The following is a 15,730-nucleotide window of genomic DNA, read 5'->3' as shown; positions in this document are numbered from 1 at the left end:
CGGCTGAGGTACTCACTCTCCGCATCTTCCGCCACCCTGTCGCCCCTGATCCTCCAGCCGCCGGGCCACCCGCCCCAGCCCCTCGCTGAGCACCGCCAGCTCTCCGTCGTCGAGGACATCTATCAGCGCCTCACGCACGGCGGTGACATGGCCCGGCGCGGCATCGCGGAGGGCGCGCCTGCCCTCATCGGTGAGCGCCGCGTAGACACCGCGGACGTCGCTCTCGCACGAGCGGCGGCACACCAGGCCGCGCCTCTCCAGCCGGCCGATCTGGTAGGTCAGCCCGCTCTTGGAGGTGACCAGACCCCTGGCCAGCTCCGTCATGCGGATCTCACCGTCAGGGGCGTCGCCGAGGCGCACGAGGATCTCGTACTGCGGATGGGACAGACCGCTCTCCTCCCGCAGCTGCTGCTCGAGGTGCTGCCCGACCCTGTGGCTCGCCTGGAGAAAGCTCTGCCAGGCCGCCATCTCGCGCTCGTCCAGCCACCGTGCGTCTGTCATGGGTCAATCCTAGGCGGTTGTTCGAATTCGAATCATCGGCTACCGTCCGAAGCGAGTGATTCGAACTTGAACAACACTCTGGCCACGACAGGCCCGCATGTTCGGGGACACCGCGGAGAGGCTGAAGCGATCATGACCACCGGCACCACCAGCGGCACCCCGGACGCGGCGGGAACACCCGCCCGCATGCCCGTGCTCTACCTCAGCCACGGCGCGCCGCCGCTTGCCGACGACGAGCTGTGGACCGCTCAACTGGCGGGCTGGAGCGCCCGGCTGCCGCACCCGAAGGCCGTCCTGATGGTCTCCGCGCACTGGGAATCGGCACCGGTGACGCTCTCGGCGACGCGCACCGTGCCACTGGTCCACGACTTCTGGGGGTTCCCCGAGCGCTACTCCCAAGTGCGTTATCCGGCGCCCGGCGCTCCCGAACTCGCCGAGCGGGTACGGAAACTGCTCTCGGGGCCCGGCGAGGAGGTGCACGACGCACCGGAGCGCGGCCTCGACCACGGGGCGTACGTGCCGCTCGTCGAGATGTATCCGGACGCCGACGTCCCGGTGCTCCAGATGTCCATGCCCACCCTGGAGCCGGAGGAGCTGCTGCGCCTGGGACGGAGGCTCGCCCCGCTGCGGGACGAGGGTTACCTGATCATCGGCAGCGGCTTCTTCACCCACAATCTGAGCGAGCTGCGCTGGGGCGCCGGCGTGGACGAAGCGCCGTCCTGGTCGAAGGAGTTCGACGCCTGGGGACGTGAGGCACTGGAACGGGGCGACGTGGACGCGCTGCTCGACTTCGCGCACAAGTCACCGACGGGACGCCTCGCACACCCCCGCAGCGAGCACTTCGCCCCGCTGTTCGTCACCCTCGGCGCGGGCGAGACGGAACTGGCGGAACAGCGCACGGTCATCGACGGCTTCTGGGCCGGACTGGCCAAGCGGTCCGTCCAGATCGGCGGCTGAAAAGAGCACAGCGGTGCGGCGGCCGTCGTGAAGTCCCGGGTACGGGGCGGCTGTTCCGCCCGGCACCCGGGAGTCGCAGGGTCTCAGCGGGGCGCCGCCCAGGTGTGGGCGACGTCGATGACGAGGCGGTCGCCCAGTTCGAGCACTCGGAACGGCAGCCGTGCCCTGACTCCGAGGCCCAGCTGGGTCGTTCCCTCGTAGCTGGCTCCGAAGCGCGCGTCGCGGAAGGTCTTGTAGCCCTTGAGGTTCACACCCGGCAGCGGCTTCCCGCCCCTGCCCGGATAGGTGGCCTCGTAGGTCTCCGGGTCGTAACTGGGCGCCGTGGCCACGATCTCCAGGATCGCACCACCGCCCACGTTGATGAGCTGGCCCGAGCCGTCCTGGTACAGCTTGTCGACGTAGCGGACCTGGTACGTCGGGGAAGCGGCAGGCGTTCCCGGACGGATGTCCAGGACCATGCGGTCGTAGCAGTCGTGCCGCCCCGTCCGTACGTCGGTGAGCGAGCGCGTGCCCGGGCCGCTGCCGGTCTTCGGCAGGCTCCCCCAGGTGACGCCGCAACTCGTGGCGGCAGCCGAGGCGTTAGACACGGACGCCGTGGCTTCGGCTCCGGCGGCCGTGCCCGCCGCCGCGGTGGTCAGGAGCCCCGCGCTGGTGAGCACGGCGATGATGAGCAGTCTGGTGTGTCGCATTGGGGCCCCCTTGTGTCGCATTGCTCTGGTAGGAGGCTAGACACTTGAAAAAGGGCTGGAGTTGTACAGAGGCATATTTAACGGAATCGGGTGAGGAAAGGGATGCACGGTGCACATCCATGCGCCCCGGGCTCCGCGCCTGAGCCCCCTCTTACCGCTGCCTTAACGCCACCATAAAGATGGGCAGTTGGGGCTTCCGGGCATCGAACAGGCAGCTGAGCGGGGCTAGCGTGCTGGTACATACCGCATCGGTCCGGCCCGCCTGGCACCACCGGGGCGCGCGGGGCACGGGCGACACGTATGTCCCCCACCATCAGGAGCCCCAGATGTCCGCTCGTCGCACGGTCGCACGCATGGCCGCTCTCGGAGCCGTGTCGCTCGCGCTCTCCATGGCAGGCGCGGCGCCCGCCGCAGCTCACGGATCGATGACGGACCCGGTGAGCCGCGTCTCGGCCTGCTTCGCCGAGGGACCGGAGAATCCGCGGTCCGCCGCGTGCAAGGCGGCCGTGAAGACCGGCGGCACCCAGGCGCTCTACGACTGGAACGAGGTCAACATCCCGGACGCGGCCGGCAGGCACAAGCAGATCATCCCGGACGGCAAGCTGTGCAGCGCGGGACGGGCCAAGTACAAGGGCCTGGACCTGCCGCGCAAGGACTGGCCCTCGTCGAAGATGACCGCCGGTGAGCACGCCTTCTCCTACAAGTCGACGGCCCCGCACAAGGGCAGCTTCGAGCTGTACATCACGAAGTCGGGCTACGACCCGTCCAAGCCGCTGAAGTGGTCGGATCTGGAGTCCGAGCCCTTCGCGAAGGTCAAGGACCCGCGACTTGAGGGCGGGGCGTACACGTTCAAGGGCGACGTGCCCAAGAGGTCGGGCCGGCACCTCGTCTACAGCGTCTGGCAGCGCTCCGACAGCCCCGAGGCGTTCTACACCTGCTCCGACGTCACCTTCGGGAGCGGTCAGGCTGCCGCGGGCACCAGGTCGCAGACCACTTCGCAGGGCCGGCCCTCCGCGCCGAGCGACTCGCAGATCAAGGCGGGCGCCGCCAAGTCGACCGTGGAACACGACGGCCATGGCAACCCGTCGGCCGGCGAGCACGGCACGCACAGCGCGCACGGCAGTGGCGAGCACACCCGGGCCGGCCACTCCTCCGACAACACCCCGAAGACGAAGGGTGCCGAGCAGGGCGGCCGGCTCGCCCAGTCCGGCAGTGACGGCACGACGACGGACATCGCGCTCGCCGGCGCGGGCGTCCTCGTCGTCGGTGCCACGCTCGTGTGCCTCGGTGCACGCCGCCGTGACCTCGGCCGTCGCAGCGGAAGCTGACACGTGCTCGTAGGATGCGGTTACGAGCAGGCCAGGGACGGAACCTGCGTGCCCTGCGGAGAAGGTGAGGCAGGGTGGAGCATCTGGAACCGCCGTCGGCGACGAGGGAAGTCACTTCGGAGGCCGAGCTGCGAGAACTGCTGGGCGAGCCCGCCCCGCACGCGGCGCGGAAGGTCCGGAGCACGCTGCACGCGCTGGACCGGGAGTGGCTTGCACACTCGCCGCTGTGTCTGATCGCCACATCGGGCCGCGACGGTTCGTGCGACGTGTCACCGAAGGGCGATCCGCCCGGCTTCGTGAAGGTGCTCGACGAACGTACGGTCGCGATCCCCGACCGGCCGGGCAACAAGCGGGCCGACGGGTTCCGCAACATCCTGCAGAACCCGCAGGTCGGGCTCATCCACCTGCTGCCCGGACGCGGCGACACGCTGCGGATCAACGGCAGGTCGCGGATCGTCCGTGAGGCGCCGTTCCTGGAGGAGATGACGGTCCGGCGGAACACGCCCGCACTCGCACTGGTGGTCCAGGTCGAGGAGATCTTCTACCACTGCTCGAAGGCCTTCCTGCGCTCCTCCGCCTGGAGTCCCGCCACCTGGGAGCCCGATGCGCTGCCCGGGCGGGCGAGGATGTCCAAGGCGCTGGAGCGTCAGGAGGACCCGCTGCAGGTGCTCGAGACGCACTACGGGCCGGCGTACGCGGAGAAGCTGTACGAGTGGTGACGTCGACGGAGCCCCGCCCAGAAGGCTTAAGTTCCAGTGGGGCCCCGTCGTCCGTCATTTCCGGCTCCGTCAGTCAGGAGGAGCAGGTCGTGCGCTCGGCGTTCGCCGGGTCGAGGGCGTTGGCCGTCTCGTGGAACGCGAGCTTGTCGAAGAGGCCTATCGCCAGGTGTTCGGAGATGTCGGCCGGGCACAGGTCCTGCAGCGTGACGTTGTTGACGTCCGGTCCCTCCAGGAACTGCGACTTGTAGGGCGTCACCACCTCGTCGTACTTCGTCGCGATCACGGTGTACTTCACGCCGGGCAGGGTGTCGCCGCCTTCGTTGAGACGGTTGATGAAGTCCGAGCCCTGCTTCTGCTGCATCAGCGACGGGGCGAGCCCGTCGATGGCGTCGCCGAGTCCCGGGATCAGGTCCACGAGCTTGGTGAGCCCGCTCAGCGTCGTGCCGTGGTTGCTCGGTGCGATGCCGACGAGGGCGTTCACCTTGTCCGCTCCGCCGAGGAACTTCATGTAGTAGCGGGGCATCATGCCGCCCTGCGAGTGGCCGACGATGTCGACCTTGCCCTTGCCCGTCGAGCCGAGGACCTTGTCGACGAAGGTGTCGAGCTGGACGGCGGAGTCCTCGATGGGGCCGAGGCCGTGCAGCAGCGGAATGCCGTTGTACTGGCCGTAGTCGAGGGAGAAGACGCAGTAGCCGCGCTTCTTCAAGTAGGGCGCGAGACCGAGCCAGTTGTCGATCTTGTTGCCTCCCGTGCCGTGCACCAGCACGACGGGGCGGGGATGTGCCTCCGAGGGCTTGCAGTCGAAGTCGTTCCAGCCACCCTTCGAATCTCCGGCTGCGGACTTGCCGGCCGAGCCGCCCTTCGGCTCCTCGCCTGCGGGCTTGTCGGCCAGCTGGGCCTGCCCGGCGGCGTCGGCGTCCGAGGACGTCTTGGAGTCCGGAGTGGACGTGCCCGATGCGGGGGCCTCCGAAGCGGAGGCACCGGATGCCGTGAGTGGGAGCGCCGTCATGACGATCGCGGCCGCCGCAGCGACTGCCGGGGTGTAGGGGTGCTTCCAGGACAGTTTCACTGCCGTCTCCTCGTGGGGGTGAGGGGGCGTTTTCCTGTGGCGCCTCGTGGGGGGTGGTGCAGGGGTGCTGCGTGGGGGGTGGTGGCTCTGGTGGGGGCAACTGAAGTGAGGCAGACCACACTTGTCGAAGTCACGTCAATTAACGCAGCGGTAACTTGGGAGGGCCATAAGCATGACTGTGAAGATTCTGTGAGCGCCCGGCTCTTGTGTAGGCTGCCGCGGCGGCACGAAGTCACGAGGGAGGAAGTCCCCTGGTTCAGAAGATCACCTCCCGCAACGCCCGCTTCCAGCAGTGGCAGTCGCTGCTCACCAACCGGAACAAGCGGCAGCGCGCACGGGAGTTCCTCGTCCAGGGAGTCCGCCCCATCACGCTCGCCGTCGAACACGGCTGGCCGGTACGGGCGTTGATCCACTCCACGCGGCGACCGCTCTCGCGGTGGGCCGAGGACCTGGTACGCGACGTCCACGCCGAACGGGTCGCGATGGCACCCGAACTCCTCGCCGAGCTCGGCGGGAAGGACGAGAGCGCGCCCGAGGTCGTCGCGGTGCTCGAGATGCCGGAGGACGACCTGTCCCGCATCGGCGTGGACGACGACTTCCTCGGCGTGCTCTTCGACCGCCCCACCGGGCCCGGGAACATCGGCACGGTCATCCGCTCCGCGGACGCCTTCGGCGCCGGCGGCGTGATCGTGACCGGACACGCCGCCGACGTCTATGACCCCAAGTCGGTGCGGGCCAGCACCGGTTCGCTCTTCGCGCTGCCCGCGGTGCGGGTGCCCTCGCAGCGTGAGGTCGTCGCATGGCTGGAGCAGCACAGGGCGCTCGGACGGCGCGTCACGATCGTCGGCACCGACGAGGACGGCGCCACGGACCTCTTCGACTCCGACCTGACCGGCCCGGTACTGCTCCTCGTCGGGAACGAGACAGCGGGGCTCAGCGCGGCCTGGCGCCAGCTGTGCGACGTCACGGTGCGCATCCCGATGAGCGGGGCGGCCAGTTCACTCAACGCGGCCGGCGCCGCGACCGCCGTGCTGTACGAGGTCTCCCGGCAGCGCATCGCGGCGCGCCGGGGCTGATGCGACCCTGGCCGCACCGGCTCCCGGGCTGGTCCGGGCGGCCGGGCCGGTCAGCCGCAGTCGGCCCCGCAGCGATCGGGTTCGAAGAATCTCGGAAACGAGGCCCGGCACGGAATGACCCTTTGCGGATAATCTGCCACGGATCGGATTGCTACGCTGGCGGGCATGACCGCCATGACGCCCACCAGTACCGAACCCGATCTGTCCTATCTGCTGGATCACACCAGTCACGTGCTCCGGAGTCAGATGTCCGCAGCGCTCGCCGAGGCCGGACTGACGGCGCGCATGCACTGCGTACTGGTGCACGCCCTGGAGGAGGAGCGCACCCAGATCCAGCTCGCCGAGATCGGCGACATGGACAAGACGACCATGGTGGTGACGGTGGACGCATTGGAGAAGGCCGGCCTCGCCGAGCGCCGCCCGTCCAGCCGGGACCGGCGGGCCCGGATCATCGCGGTCACCGAGGAAGGCTCCCGAGTCGCCGAGCGGAGTCAGAAGATCGTCGACCGTGTTCACGAGGAAGCGCTGGCAGCGCTCCCCGAGAAGGACCGGCAGGCCTTCCTGAGGGCATTGAGCCACTTGATCGCCGGACATCTGGCCGCCCCCGCCGAGAACCCGCACCCGGTGCGACGGGCGCGCCAGCGGGGGAAGTAGGCCCGAAGTAAATCGTCTACAACAAAACCATCTGCTAATGTCTCTCCTGCTGCCTGAGTCGACAGGAGAGGCCCATGTCCGCAACCTCCGCCCCGCCCCCCGCCGTTCCGCGCTTTCGGTGGACCGCCCTCGCCGTCATCACCACCGGGATGCTGATGACCATCCTCGACGGCAGCATCGTGACCGTGGCCATGCCGGCCATCCAGAGTGATCTCGGATTCTCCGCCGCAGGCCTCAGCTGGGTCGTCAACGCCTACCTGATCGCGTTCGGCAGCCTGCTGCTGCTCGCTGGACGGCTCGGCGACCTGATCGGCCGCAAGCGCATGTTCATGGCCGGTACAGGACTTTTCACCTCGGCCTCGCTCCTGGCGGGTGCCGCCGGCTCCCCTGCGGTGCTGATCGCGGCCCGGTTCCTGCAGGGGGTCGGCAGCGCGATGGCCTCCGCCGTCAGCCTGGGCATCCTCGTGACACTGTTCACCACGCCCCAGGAGCGGGCCAAGGCGATCGCCGTGTTCAGCTTCACCGGCGCGGCCGGTGCATCGATCGGCCAGGTTCTCGGCGGAGTTCTCACCGACGAGCTCAGCTGGCACTGGATCTTCTTCATCAACCTGCCGATCGGACTCGCGGCTCTCGCGGTCGCCGTACCCTTCCTGCCCGCAGACCGCGGACTCGGCATCAGGGCCGGAGCCGATGTGATCGGAGCCCTCCTCGTCACCACGGGGCTGATGACGGGGATCTACACCGTCGTCAACGTCGAGGAACACGGCTGGACTTCGGCACCCACGCTCGGCTTCGGAGCACTCGCCGCAGCTCTGCTTGCCGCGTTCACCGCCCGCCAGGCCACTGCCACAACACCCCTCATGCCGCTGCGGATCTTCCGGTCGCTCAGCGTCTCGGGGGCCAACCTGGTGCAAGTCCTCATGGTGGCCGCGCTGTTCTCGTTCCAGATCCTCGTCGCCCTCTACCTGCAGAAGGTGCTCGGATACGGTGCCGCCAGGACCGGCCTGGCCATGCTCCCGGCAGCAGCGGTCATCGGCGCGGTGTCCCTGGGCGCCTCGGCCCGCTTGATCGCCCGCTACGGCGAGCGCAACGTCCTGCTGACGGGGCTCGTCCTCCTGATCGGGGTCCTGGGCCTGCTCACCCGAATCCCCGTGCACGCGCACTACGCGACCGACCTGCTCCCCGTGATGCTTCTCGCTGCCGGCTTCGGGCTGGCCCTTCCGGCGCTGACCTCGCTCGCGATGTCCGGCGCGGGGGACGACGACGCCGGGCTCGCCTCCGGACTCTTCAACACCACCCAGCAGATCGGCATGGCTGCGGGCGTCGCGGTGCTCTCCACCCTGGCGGCTTCCCGCAGCGAGGAGCTGCTCGCACAGGGCAGGAGCCGGGCCGAGGCGCTGACCGGCGGCTATCACCTGGCCTTCACCATCGGTGCGGGGCTTCTCGCCACCGCCTTCGTCATCGCACTCATCGTGCTGCGCAGGCCCGGGCAGGCGTCGATTGCAGACGGCAGGTACGAGGACGAGAGCGCTGCGAAGGCGTCGGCGTTCTCGCCGACCGCCGCTCCAGCTCGTACGGACAGCGGCGGCCTCGACGGCTGAGTGCCTGCCCGCCCCGGCTACGCCGCGTCGAAGAGCCCCGCGGGGTGTGCCGCGGCCGCGCCGAACCGCAGCCGGGCCCGGTCCGCCGCCGCCTCGGCGCGCCTCGCCTTCTCCTCACGAGGGTCCAGGGACAGCTGCAGGGAGGCGAGTTCGGCCGGCATCAGCTCCTCCGCGCGCAGGGTCACCGCGCGCACGCGGGCCCGCTGCAGCCCGAGCCCGTCGTGCATGGCATAGGCGGCAGCGGTCAACGCCGGGGTGTGCGCGGTGGGTTCGGCGAGCGTGCGGGTGCGCGTGGTGACGGAGCGGTCGGCATAGCGGACGGTGAGGGTCAGCGCACGGGCCACCTGCCCGCCCGTGCGCATACGGAAGCCCAGTTCGTCGGCGAGGGTGAGCAGCGCACGGCGGCGCTCGGCCGGGTCGATCTCGTCCCGGTCGAAGCGGAATTCGGAGCTCTCCGAACGTGCCGGTTCATCGGGAACCACCGGTGTCGGGTCGATGCCGCGGGCGCGCTCCCGGAGGAGGCGTCCGGTCTTCGCGCCGAGGATGCGCTGCAGGGTGGCGGGCGGGGCGCCGGCGACGCGGCCGACGGTGTCCAGACCGTACGAGCACAGGGTGCGAGCGGTCACCGGGCCGACGCCGTGCAGTGCCGCGACGGGCTTGCCCGCGAGGAACCCGGCGGTCTCCTCCGGATGCACGACCCGGACCGCGCCCGGGGGTCCGGAGTGCGCGGCCATCCTCGCGAGCAGCGGATTGACGGCGACGCCGACGGTGCAGTCGGTGTCGTACAGGGCCAGCACGCGGAGACGGATGAGCCGGGCCAGCCCGGGTGCGTCACGGTCGAAGTAGCGCAGCGCGCCACGCACGTCGGCGAGCGCGGCATCGGGCGGCAGCGCCTGTACGACGGGGGTGAAACGGGCGAGGAGACCGAGGAGCACGGAGAACTCCGGGCGGTCCTCGTCCACTTGACGGACTCTGCCCCCGAAGTGGACGTACAGCACGCGCAGTTGCCCACCCGGTCCGCCCTGCTCGCCCGGCCCGCCCTGCTCGCCGTGTCCGCTGTGCTCGCTGTGCTCGCTGGGTTCACTGTGCCCGCCGGGCTCGCTGGAGCCGCTCATCCCGCGCTCCCCGGGCTGGAGTGCCAGAGCTTGCGCAGGGCGTTCGGAGAACCGGCGGCATCCCCGGGAGGACGCAGATCGGCCCAGGGATGCATCTCGTAACCCTTGGCCACCTCGACGGTACGGCCGCCGGAACCGGTGCCCGCGCCCTGGTTCTGGTCCTCGCCGCTCCCCTCGTCCTGATCCGGCCCGGGGCCCACGGGCGGCTCCGCCAGCCTGGCCGTGACCGCGTCCAGGCCACCGGCGCGGCGCAGTTCGGCCAGCTCGGCCAGATCCCATGCCGCCGACCCGACCACGCTGAGGCTGCGCGGCCCGCGCCGCTGCACCACTCCCCGCACCAGCAGCAGCCAGGAGTGGAAGACGGTGTGCGCACAGGCCGCGTGGCTGTCGTCGAAGAAGGCGAGGTCGACCAGACCGGTGCCGTCGTCGAGGGTGCTGAAGATGACGCGCCGCCCGGAGCGGATCGGCGGGGTCTGGGTCGCGGCCTTGGCCCCCGCGACCAGGACCGTCTCACCATGCCGTGCGTCACGCAGCGCACGTGCGGAGTGCGCGCCCAACTCCCGCAGGAAGGCGGTGTGATCGTCCATGAGGTGCCGGGAGGTGTCCATGCCGAGGACACCGAGTTCCGCTCCCAGCCGCTCGTCCGCGTCGAGGTCGGGAAGCCCGGCCGGCTCGGGTGCGGCGGCGCCTTTCGCCAGATGGTCCAGCGCCAGCTGCCCCTCGCGGGCACCGGATCTGCCGCGCTGCTGGCGGTGGAGTTCGGCGATCTGCAGCAGCAGGTCGCGGCGGTTGCCGTCGGGCGTGAAGGCGTCCAGCGCCCCCACGCGCGCGAGCCTTTCGGCGACGGGACGCGGCGGCCGTGCCCGTCTCCAGAGGTCCGCCAGCGAGTCGTAGGGCTGCCCTGCGGCGACGCGCTCCGCGTCCGCCTCGCTGATGCCCTGCACTTCGGAAAGGGCGAGACGCAGTCCCCACAGGCGCTGCACATGTTCCGCATGGCCCGCATGTTCCTGATGGTCCGGGTGTTCGGAGGAGGGCCCCGTGGTGTCCGCGAGCCCGTCTCCAACACCCCTGAAATCAGACACCAGTTCGACCTGATAACCGACCGACGACCGGTTCACATCCAGCGGCAGCACCGGCACCCCGCGCCTGCGTGCGTCCGCCAGCAGCAGCCTCTTGGGGTACATCCCCGGATCGTGCTCCAGCAGCCCCGCGTAAAAAGCCGCCGGATGATGGGCCTTCAGCCACGCCGACTGATACGTGGGAACGGCGAAGGCGACGGCGTGCGCCTTGCAGAAACCGTAGGAGCCGAACGCCTCCACGATCTCCCAGGTGCGTTCGACGGCCTCGGCGTCGTACCCGCGCCGGGACGCCTCCTGCGTGAACCAGGCCCGCACCCTCCCCTGCCGCTCGTCGTCCGAGAGCGCGCGCCGCGCCTCGTCGGCCATGGCGCGGCCGCAGCCGGTCATGACGGACAGGATCTCGATGATCTGCTCATGGAAGACCACGACGCCGAACGTCTCGCGCAGCGCCGGCTCCAGATCCGGGTGCGGGTACGCGGCGGGCCGCCGTCCGTGCCGCGCCTCGATGAACGGCCGCACCATGTCGGCGACGACCGGTCCCGGCCGGAACAGCGAGATGTCGACGACGAGATGGTGGAAGCTCTCCGGCTGCAGCCGTCCCACCAGGTCGCGCTGGCCCGGCGATTCGATCTGGAAACAGCCGAGCGTCTCGGTGGAGCGGATCAGCTCGTACGTCTGCGGATCGCCCTCGGGCACCTCGTCCAGCGCGACATGGCCGCCGCCGGTCCGCTCGATCTCCGCGACCGCGTGCGCCATCGCGGACTGCATCCGCACCCCCAGCACATCCAGCTTGAGCAGCCCCAGCTCCTCCACGTCGTCCTTGTCGAACTGCGACATCGCGACGGGCGCGCTCCCCCCGGCTTCACCACCTGGCTGCTCCCCCTGGCTTCGCCGGCCCCCAGGGAGGTGCCCGGGCCCGGAAGGATCGCCGGGACCGGCGGGGCCGAAGGGGATCTCACCGCTGGTGGGCACGACGGGCGTACGGGCGCGGAGCGAGGAGTCCGAGAGCAGCACACCGCACGGGTGCATGGCGATACCGCGGGGCAGTGCGTCCAGCGACTCGACCAGGTCCCAGAAGCGGGGTCCGTACTTCTCGGCGTCCACACCGCGCAGCTCGGGAAGCTCATCGAGGGCGGCACGCGCGTCGCGTGCCCGTATGTGCGGGAACGACTTCGCGAGCCGGTCGGTCTCGGCGGGGTCGATGCTCAGCGCCGCGCCCACGTCGCGGATCGCGTGCCGCACCCGGTAGGTCTCCGGCATGGCGACGGCCGCGACGCGCTCCTCGCCGAAGCGGTCGAAGATGGCGCGGTAGACCTCCAGCCTCCGCGCCGATTCCACGTCGATGTCGATGTCCGGCAGTGCGGCGCGGCTCGGCGAGAGGAACCGCTCCATGAGCAGGCCGTGTTCGACGGGATCGGCGTGTGCGATGCCCAGCAGATGGTTGACCAGCGATCCGGCGCCCGAGCCGCGCGCCGCGACCCGCACGCCCATCGCCCGTGCGTCCTCCACGACCTGCGCGACGGTGAGGAAGTAGGAGGAGAAGCCCAGCCCTTCGATGATCCGCAGCTCGTGTTCGAGTCTCTCCCAGCGCTTCCGCTGTCCCTCGTACCGCCGGGCGACCATCCCGGCCGCACACCGTGAACGCAGCACGCGCTCGGCGCTCCTGCCTCCGCCCGCACCGACCAGCCACGGCTCGGGGAAGTGCACACGCCCGATGCCGATGTCGTACTCCGGGTCGACACGGCAGCTCCCGGCGGTCTCCTCGGTCACCGCCAGCAGCCGGTTCGCGGTGTCGCTCCGGTAGCCCGCGGCAAGAGCGATGCGCTCCGCAGCCGACGCCATGGCCTCCGGACCCTTGAGCCACCGCTCGCCGCTGTCCAGTCCCTTCCGGGGGTCGACGGGGACCAGGCGGCGTGCGGCGTCCAGTACGTCCGCGACCGGGCCCTGGCCGGGATCGGCGTAGCGCACCCCGTTGGCCAGTACGGGCTTGACCCCTTCCCCTGCCGCGAGACCCAGCATCCGCGCGGACTCCCGCGTCGGCACATGCGCGCCGACCTCCAGGCGCAGCGCCTGCGTACCGAAGATCTCCCGCCAGCCGTCGAGTTGCCGTGCCGCGCGATCGGGCCGTCCGGCGGCGAGCGCCCGGCCGACGTCGGAGTCGGGGCCGAGCAGCACGGTCAGCGCCCCCTCATCTGCTCCGGAGCCTCCCGCGCCGGACGCCCCTCCCACCGCGGCCAGGTCCTCCCACTCCAGCCGGGGACGCTCACCGCCGGAGGCGTGGGCAGCCGTGACCAGCCGGCACAGGCGCTCCCACCCCGCCGCACCCTGCCCGGCGAGGAAGACGACGCGCTGTGCCGATTCGTCGATGAAGGCCCCGCCCCTGACGGGGGTACGGCGCCGGCGCACCGCGCTCTTCTTCTCCGGCCGCTCCGCCACGGCCAGATCCACCCCGTAGACGGGACGCACTCCGGCGCCGGCACTCGCACGGGCGAAGCGGACCGCTCCGGCGAGGGTGTCCCGGTCGGTGAGCGCGACCGCGTCCATGCCGCGCTCGGCGGCTCGTTCGGCCAGCGTCTCGGGGTGGGAGGCCCCGTATCTCATGGAGAATCCAGAGGCGACGTGCAGGTGCACGAATCCCGGCATCGCACGCACCTCCTGCCGCATCCGCACCTCTGCCTGTCCCTGGGTACACCCCCACCATAGACCAGTCTGTCGAACCAGTGTTCGAACAAGGTGTGTGACGTCCCTCCGCAGCTCACCGGCGGTACGCGGCCGCACGGGCGGGGCCCGCGGACACCGCACGGCCGGGGTGTGCGAACGGCCGCTCCGGGCGCGCCACGACGGGGTTTCCGCGCTGGGAGAACCACCCCTCGCCGGCCCCGTTGCCGGGCCATGCTGAGCCGCATGACCCGACAAGACGGACGCGTAGCGGTGCTCTCGGACATCCACGGCGTCCTCCCCGCCCTGGAGGCTGTGCTCGACGAGCCGGACGTGCGGACGGCAGACCACATCGTCCTCACGGGAGACCTCCTCGCCGGCCCGCAGCCCCTCGAGACCCTGGAGCTGCTGCGCGGGCTGGGCGACCGCGCCGTGTGGGTGCGGGGCAACGCCGACCGGGAGCTGGCCGAACACCGCGACGCCGCCGGACGCGTCTCGGACGAGGGCGACGGCGGGGAGAGCAGGGGCCATGAGCGGCGCGAGCCGGCCGAGCAGCACGACGCGCCCTTCGCCATCGGCCTGTGGGCCGCGGGCCTGCTGAGCGAGGCGGACGCCCGGTTCCTGGCGGGGCTGCCACCGACCGCACGCCTGGATGTCGACGGCCTGGGCCCTGTGCTCTTCTGCCATGCCACACCTCGCAACGACACCGAGGTGGCACTGGTCGATTCCCGCTCCGAGCGCTGGACCGAGGTACTGGCGGACGTGGACGCGGATGTGCGGGCCGTGGTGTGCGGCCACACCCATATGCCGTTCGTCCGGGTCGTCCAGGGTGTGCTGGTGGTCAACCCCGGGAGCGTGGGGATGCCGTACGGACGTCCCGGCGCGCACTGGGCCCTGCTCGGTCCCGGCGACTCCGTGACCCTGCGGCGGACCACGTACGACTACGCGGCCGCCTGCGCCCGCATCGCCGCCGAGTCCGCGTACGAGGGCGCCGCGGAGTGGGCGGACGAGTACGTGCACGCGCGCAACAGCGCCGAGGACGCGCTCACCGCCTTCGGCCCGCTCGACGGCCGTGCCGGGTGACCGGCGCGCCCGGTGGCTGCCCGTCCCGTGTGACCGATGTCAAAGAAGTGGCCGATCGTAGCGGGGGCAGGGCAGGGTAGAAGAGCCAGCGCCCGGCCGTACGCGCGCCGCGGACGGACAGGGCCCGGACACACTCGCACAGGACATGCACAGAAGGAGCCCCATGAGGATCGGGATCGTCGGAGCGACCGGCCAGGTCGGCAGCGTGATGCGGGAGATTCTGGCCGAGCGGAAACTCCCCGTCGAGCAGCTGCGTCTGTTCGCCTCCGCCCGTTCCGCCGGGCGCACACTGCCCTGGCAGGGCGGCGAGGTCACCGTCGAGGACGCGGCCACGGCCGACTACTCCGGGCTGGACATCGTGCTCTTCTCGGCCGGGGGTTCGACGTCGAAGGCCATCGCAGAGAAGGTCGCCACGCAGGGGCCGGTCGTCATCGACAACTCCTCCGCCTGGCGGCTCGACCCCGAAGTCCCGCTCGTCGTCTCCGAGGTGAACCCTGACGCGGCGAAGCGCCGCCCGAAGGGCATCATCGCCAACCCGAACTGCACCACCATGGCCGCCATGCCCGTGCTGCGTCCGCTGCACGACGAGGCCGGGCTGACGGGGCTGGTCGTCGCCACGTACCAGGCGGTCTCCGGCAGCGGCCTGGCCGGCGTCGCCGAGCTGAACGAGCAGGCGAGCAAGGCCATCGAGACCGACGCGACCCGGCTGACCTTCGGCGGCGACGCCGTGGACTTCCCCGACCCGGTCAAGTACGAGCGTCCCATCGCCTTCAACGTGCTGCCTATGGCCGGTTCGATCGTCGACGACGGCCTGGACGAGACGGACGAGGAGCAGAAGCTCCGCAACGAGAGCCGCAAGATCCTGGACATCCCCGGCCTGAGGGTGTCGGGCACCTGCGTGCGCGTGCCCGTCTTCACCGGTCACTCCCTCCAGGTCAACGCCCGCTTCGAGCGGGCGATCACGCCGGAGCGGGCGCGTGAGCTGCTGGCAGCGGCACCGGGCGTGGAGCTCTCCGACATCCCCACGCCGCTCCAGGCCGCGGGCAAGGACGCGAGTTACGTCGGACGCATCCGCACCGATGAGACCGCCGAGAACGGCCTCGCGCTCTTCCTCGCCAACGACAACCTCCGTAAGGGAGCGGCGCTGAACGCCGTGCAGATCGCGGAGCTGGTCGCCGCCGAGTGAGGCGGGTGCAGCCCT

General features: G+C 70.7%; 13 protein-coding genes. 8 read left to right on the top strand and 5 right to left on the bottom strand.

Annotated elements, in window-relative coordinates:
• Window positions 1-12 precede the first annotated feature (12 nt).
• Window positions 13-501, bottom strand: a complete 489-nt coding sequence (locus tag I004_RS0116365) for a MarR family transcriptional regulator (protein WP_028436388.1) — start codon at window positions 499-501, stop codon at window positions 13-15.
• Between the two features lie 132 nt (window positions 502-633).
• Here I004_RS0116365 and I004_RS0116360 point away from each other — a divergent pair, with 132 nt between their 5' ends.
• Window positions 634-1,458: a DODA-type extradiol aromatic ring-opening family dioxygenase gene (locus I004_RS0116360; protein ID WP_051345093.1), complete on the top strand. Its 825-nt coding sequence runs from the start codon at window positions 634-636 to the stop codon at window positions 1,456-1,458.
• A gap of 83 nt (window positions 1,459-1,541) precedes the next feature.
• Here the strand turns inward: I004_RS0116360 and I004_RS0116355 are convergent, their stop codons facing one another.
• Window positions 1,542-2,147: an AMIN-like domain-containing (lipo)protein gene (locus I004_RS0116355; protein ID WP_106965369.1), complete on the bottom strand. Its 606-nt coding sequence runs from the start codon at window positions 2,145-2,147 to the stop codon at window positions 1,542-1,544.
• Between the two features lie 326 nt (window positions 2,148-2,473).
• On the opposite strand from I004_RS0116355, the gene I004_RS0116350 reads away from it, so the two are divergent.
• Both I004_RS0116350 and I004_RS0116345 read left to right on the top strand, forming a co-directional pair.
• Complete coding sequence (locus I004_RS0116350; RefSeq protein WP_028436385.1) at window positions 2,474-3,475, top strand: lytic polysaccharide monooxygenase; 1,002 nt, start codon at window positions 2,474-2,476, stop codon at window positions 3,473-3,475.
• Between the two features lie 74 nt (window positions 3,476-3,549).
• Entirely contained in the window at window positions 3,550-4,194 is a 645-nt protein-coding gene (locus tag I004_RS0116345) for an MSMEG_1061 family FMN-dependent PPOX-type flavoprotein (protein ID WP_028436384.1), read from the top strand.
• 73 nt (window positions 4,195-4,267) lie between these two features.
• Here the strand turns inward: I004_RS0116345 and I004_RS0116340 are convergent, their stop codons facing one another.
• Window positions 4,268-5,263, bottom strand: a complete 996-nt coding sequence (locus I004_RS0116340; protein WP_486580041.1) for an esterase/lipase family protein — start codon at window positions 5,261-5,263, stop codon at window positions 4,268-4,270.
• A gap of 251 nt (window positions 5,264-5,514) precedes the next feature.
• Between I004_RS0116340 and I004_RS0116335 the strand changes: the two genes are divergently transcribed.
• The 3 genes from I004_RS0116335 to I004_RS34290 all read left to right on the top strand — a co-directional run bounded on the left by I004_RS0116335 (window position 5,515) and on the right by I004_RS34290 (window position 8,594).
• A complete protein-coding gene (locus tag I004_RS0116335) occupies window positions 5,515-6,339 on the top strand; it encodes an RNA methyltransferase (RefSeq protein ID WP_028436382.1) in 825 nt (274 codons plus the stop codon).
• Window positions 6,340-6,504: 165 nt separating this feature from the next.
• Window positions 6,505-6,993, top strand: a complete 489-nt coding sequence (locus I004_RS0116330) for a MarR family winged helix-turn-helix transcriptional regulator (protein WP_028436381.1) — start codon at window positions 6,505-6,507, stop codon at window positions 6,991-6,993.
• Between the two features lie 74 nt (window positions 6,994-7,067).
• On the top strand, window positions 7,068-8,594 hold the full coding sequence (locus I004_RS34290) for an MFS transporter (protein ID WP_078511302.1): 1,527 nt from the start codon (window positions 7,068-7,070) through the stop codon (window positions 8,592-8,594).
• Between the two features lie 17 nt (window positions 8,595-8,611).
• On the opposite strand, the gene I004_RS0116320 is transcribed toward I004_RS34290, so the two are convergent.
• Both I004_RS0116320 and I004_RS0116315 read right to left on the bottom strand, forming a co-directional pair.
• Window positions 8,612-9,709, bottom strand: coding sequence for a DinB/UmuC family translesion DNA polymerase (locus I004_RS0116320; RefSeq protein ID WP_078511300.1), 1,098 nt, complete (start codon window positions 9,707-9,709; stop codon window positions 8,612-8,614).
• Window positions 9,706-13,431 carry a DNA polymerase III subunit alpha gene (locus I004_RS0116315; RefSeq protein WP_028436379.1) on the bottom strand — a complete coding sequence of 1,242 codons (3,726 nt, stop codon included), beginning with the start codon at window positions 13,429-13,431 and terminating at the stop codon, window positions 9,706-9,708. Before I004_RS0116315 ends, I004_RS0116320 begins: the two co-directional genes overlap by 4 nt.
• Window positions 13,432-13,692: 261 nt before the next feature.
• Between I004_RS0116315 and I004_RS0116310 the strand changes: the two genes are divergently transcribed.
• Complete coding sequence (locus I004_RS0116310) at window positions 13,693-14,529, top strand: metallophosphoesterase family protein (protein WP_037976592.1); 837 nt, start codon at window positions 13,693-13,695, stop codon at window positions 14,527-14,529.
• 163 nt (window positions 14,530-14,692) lie between these two features.
• Window positions 14,693-15,715, top strand: a complete 1,023-nt coding sequence (locus tag I004_RS0116305) for an aspartate-semialdehyde dehydrogenase (protein WP_028436377.1) — start codon at window positions 14,693-14,695, stop codon at window positions 15,713-15,715.
• The last annotated feature ends 15 nt before the right edge of the window (window positions 15,716-15,730 follow it).

It is taken from the genome of Streptomyces sp. TAA486 (assembly GCF_000426165.1).
Note: the sequence above shows the minus strand (reverse complement) of the source record. Positions and strands in the feature narration are given on the sequence as shown.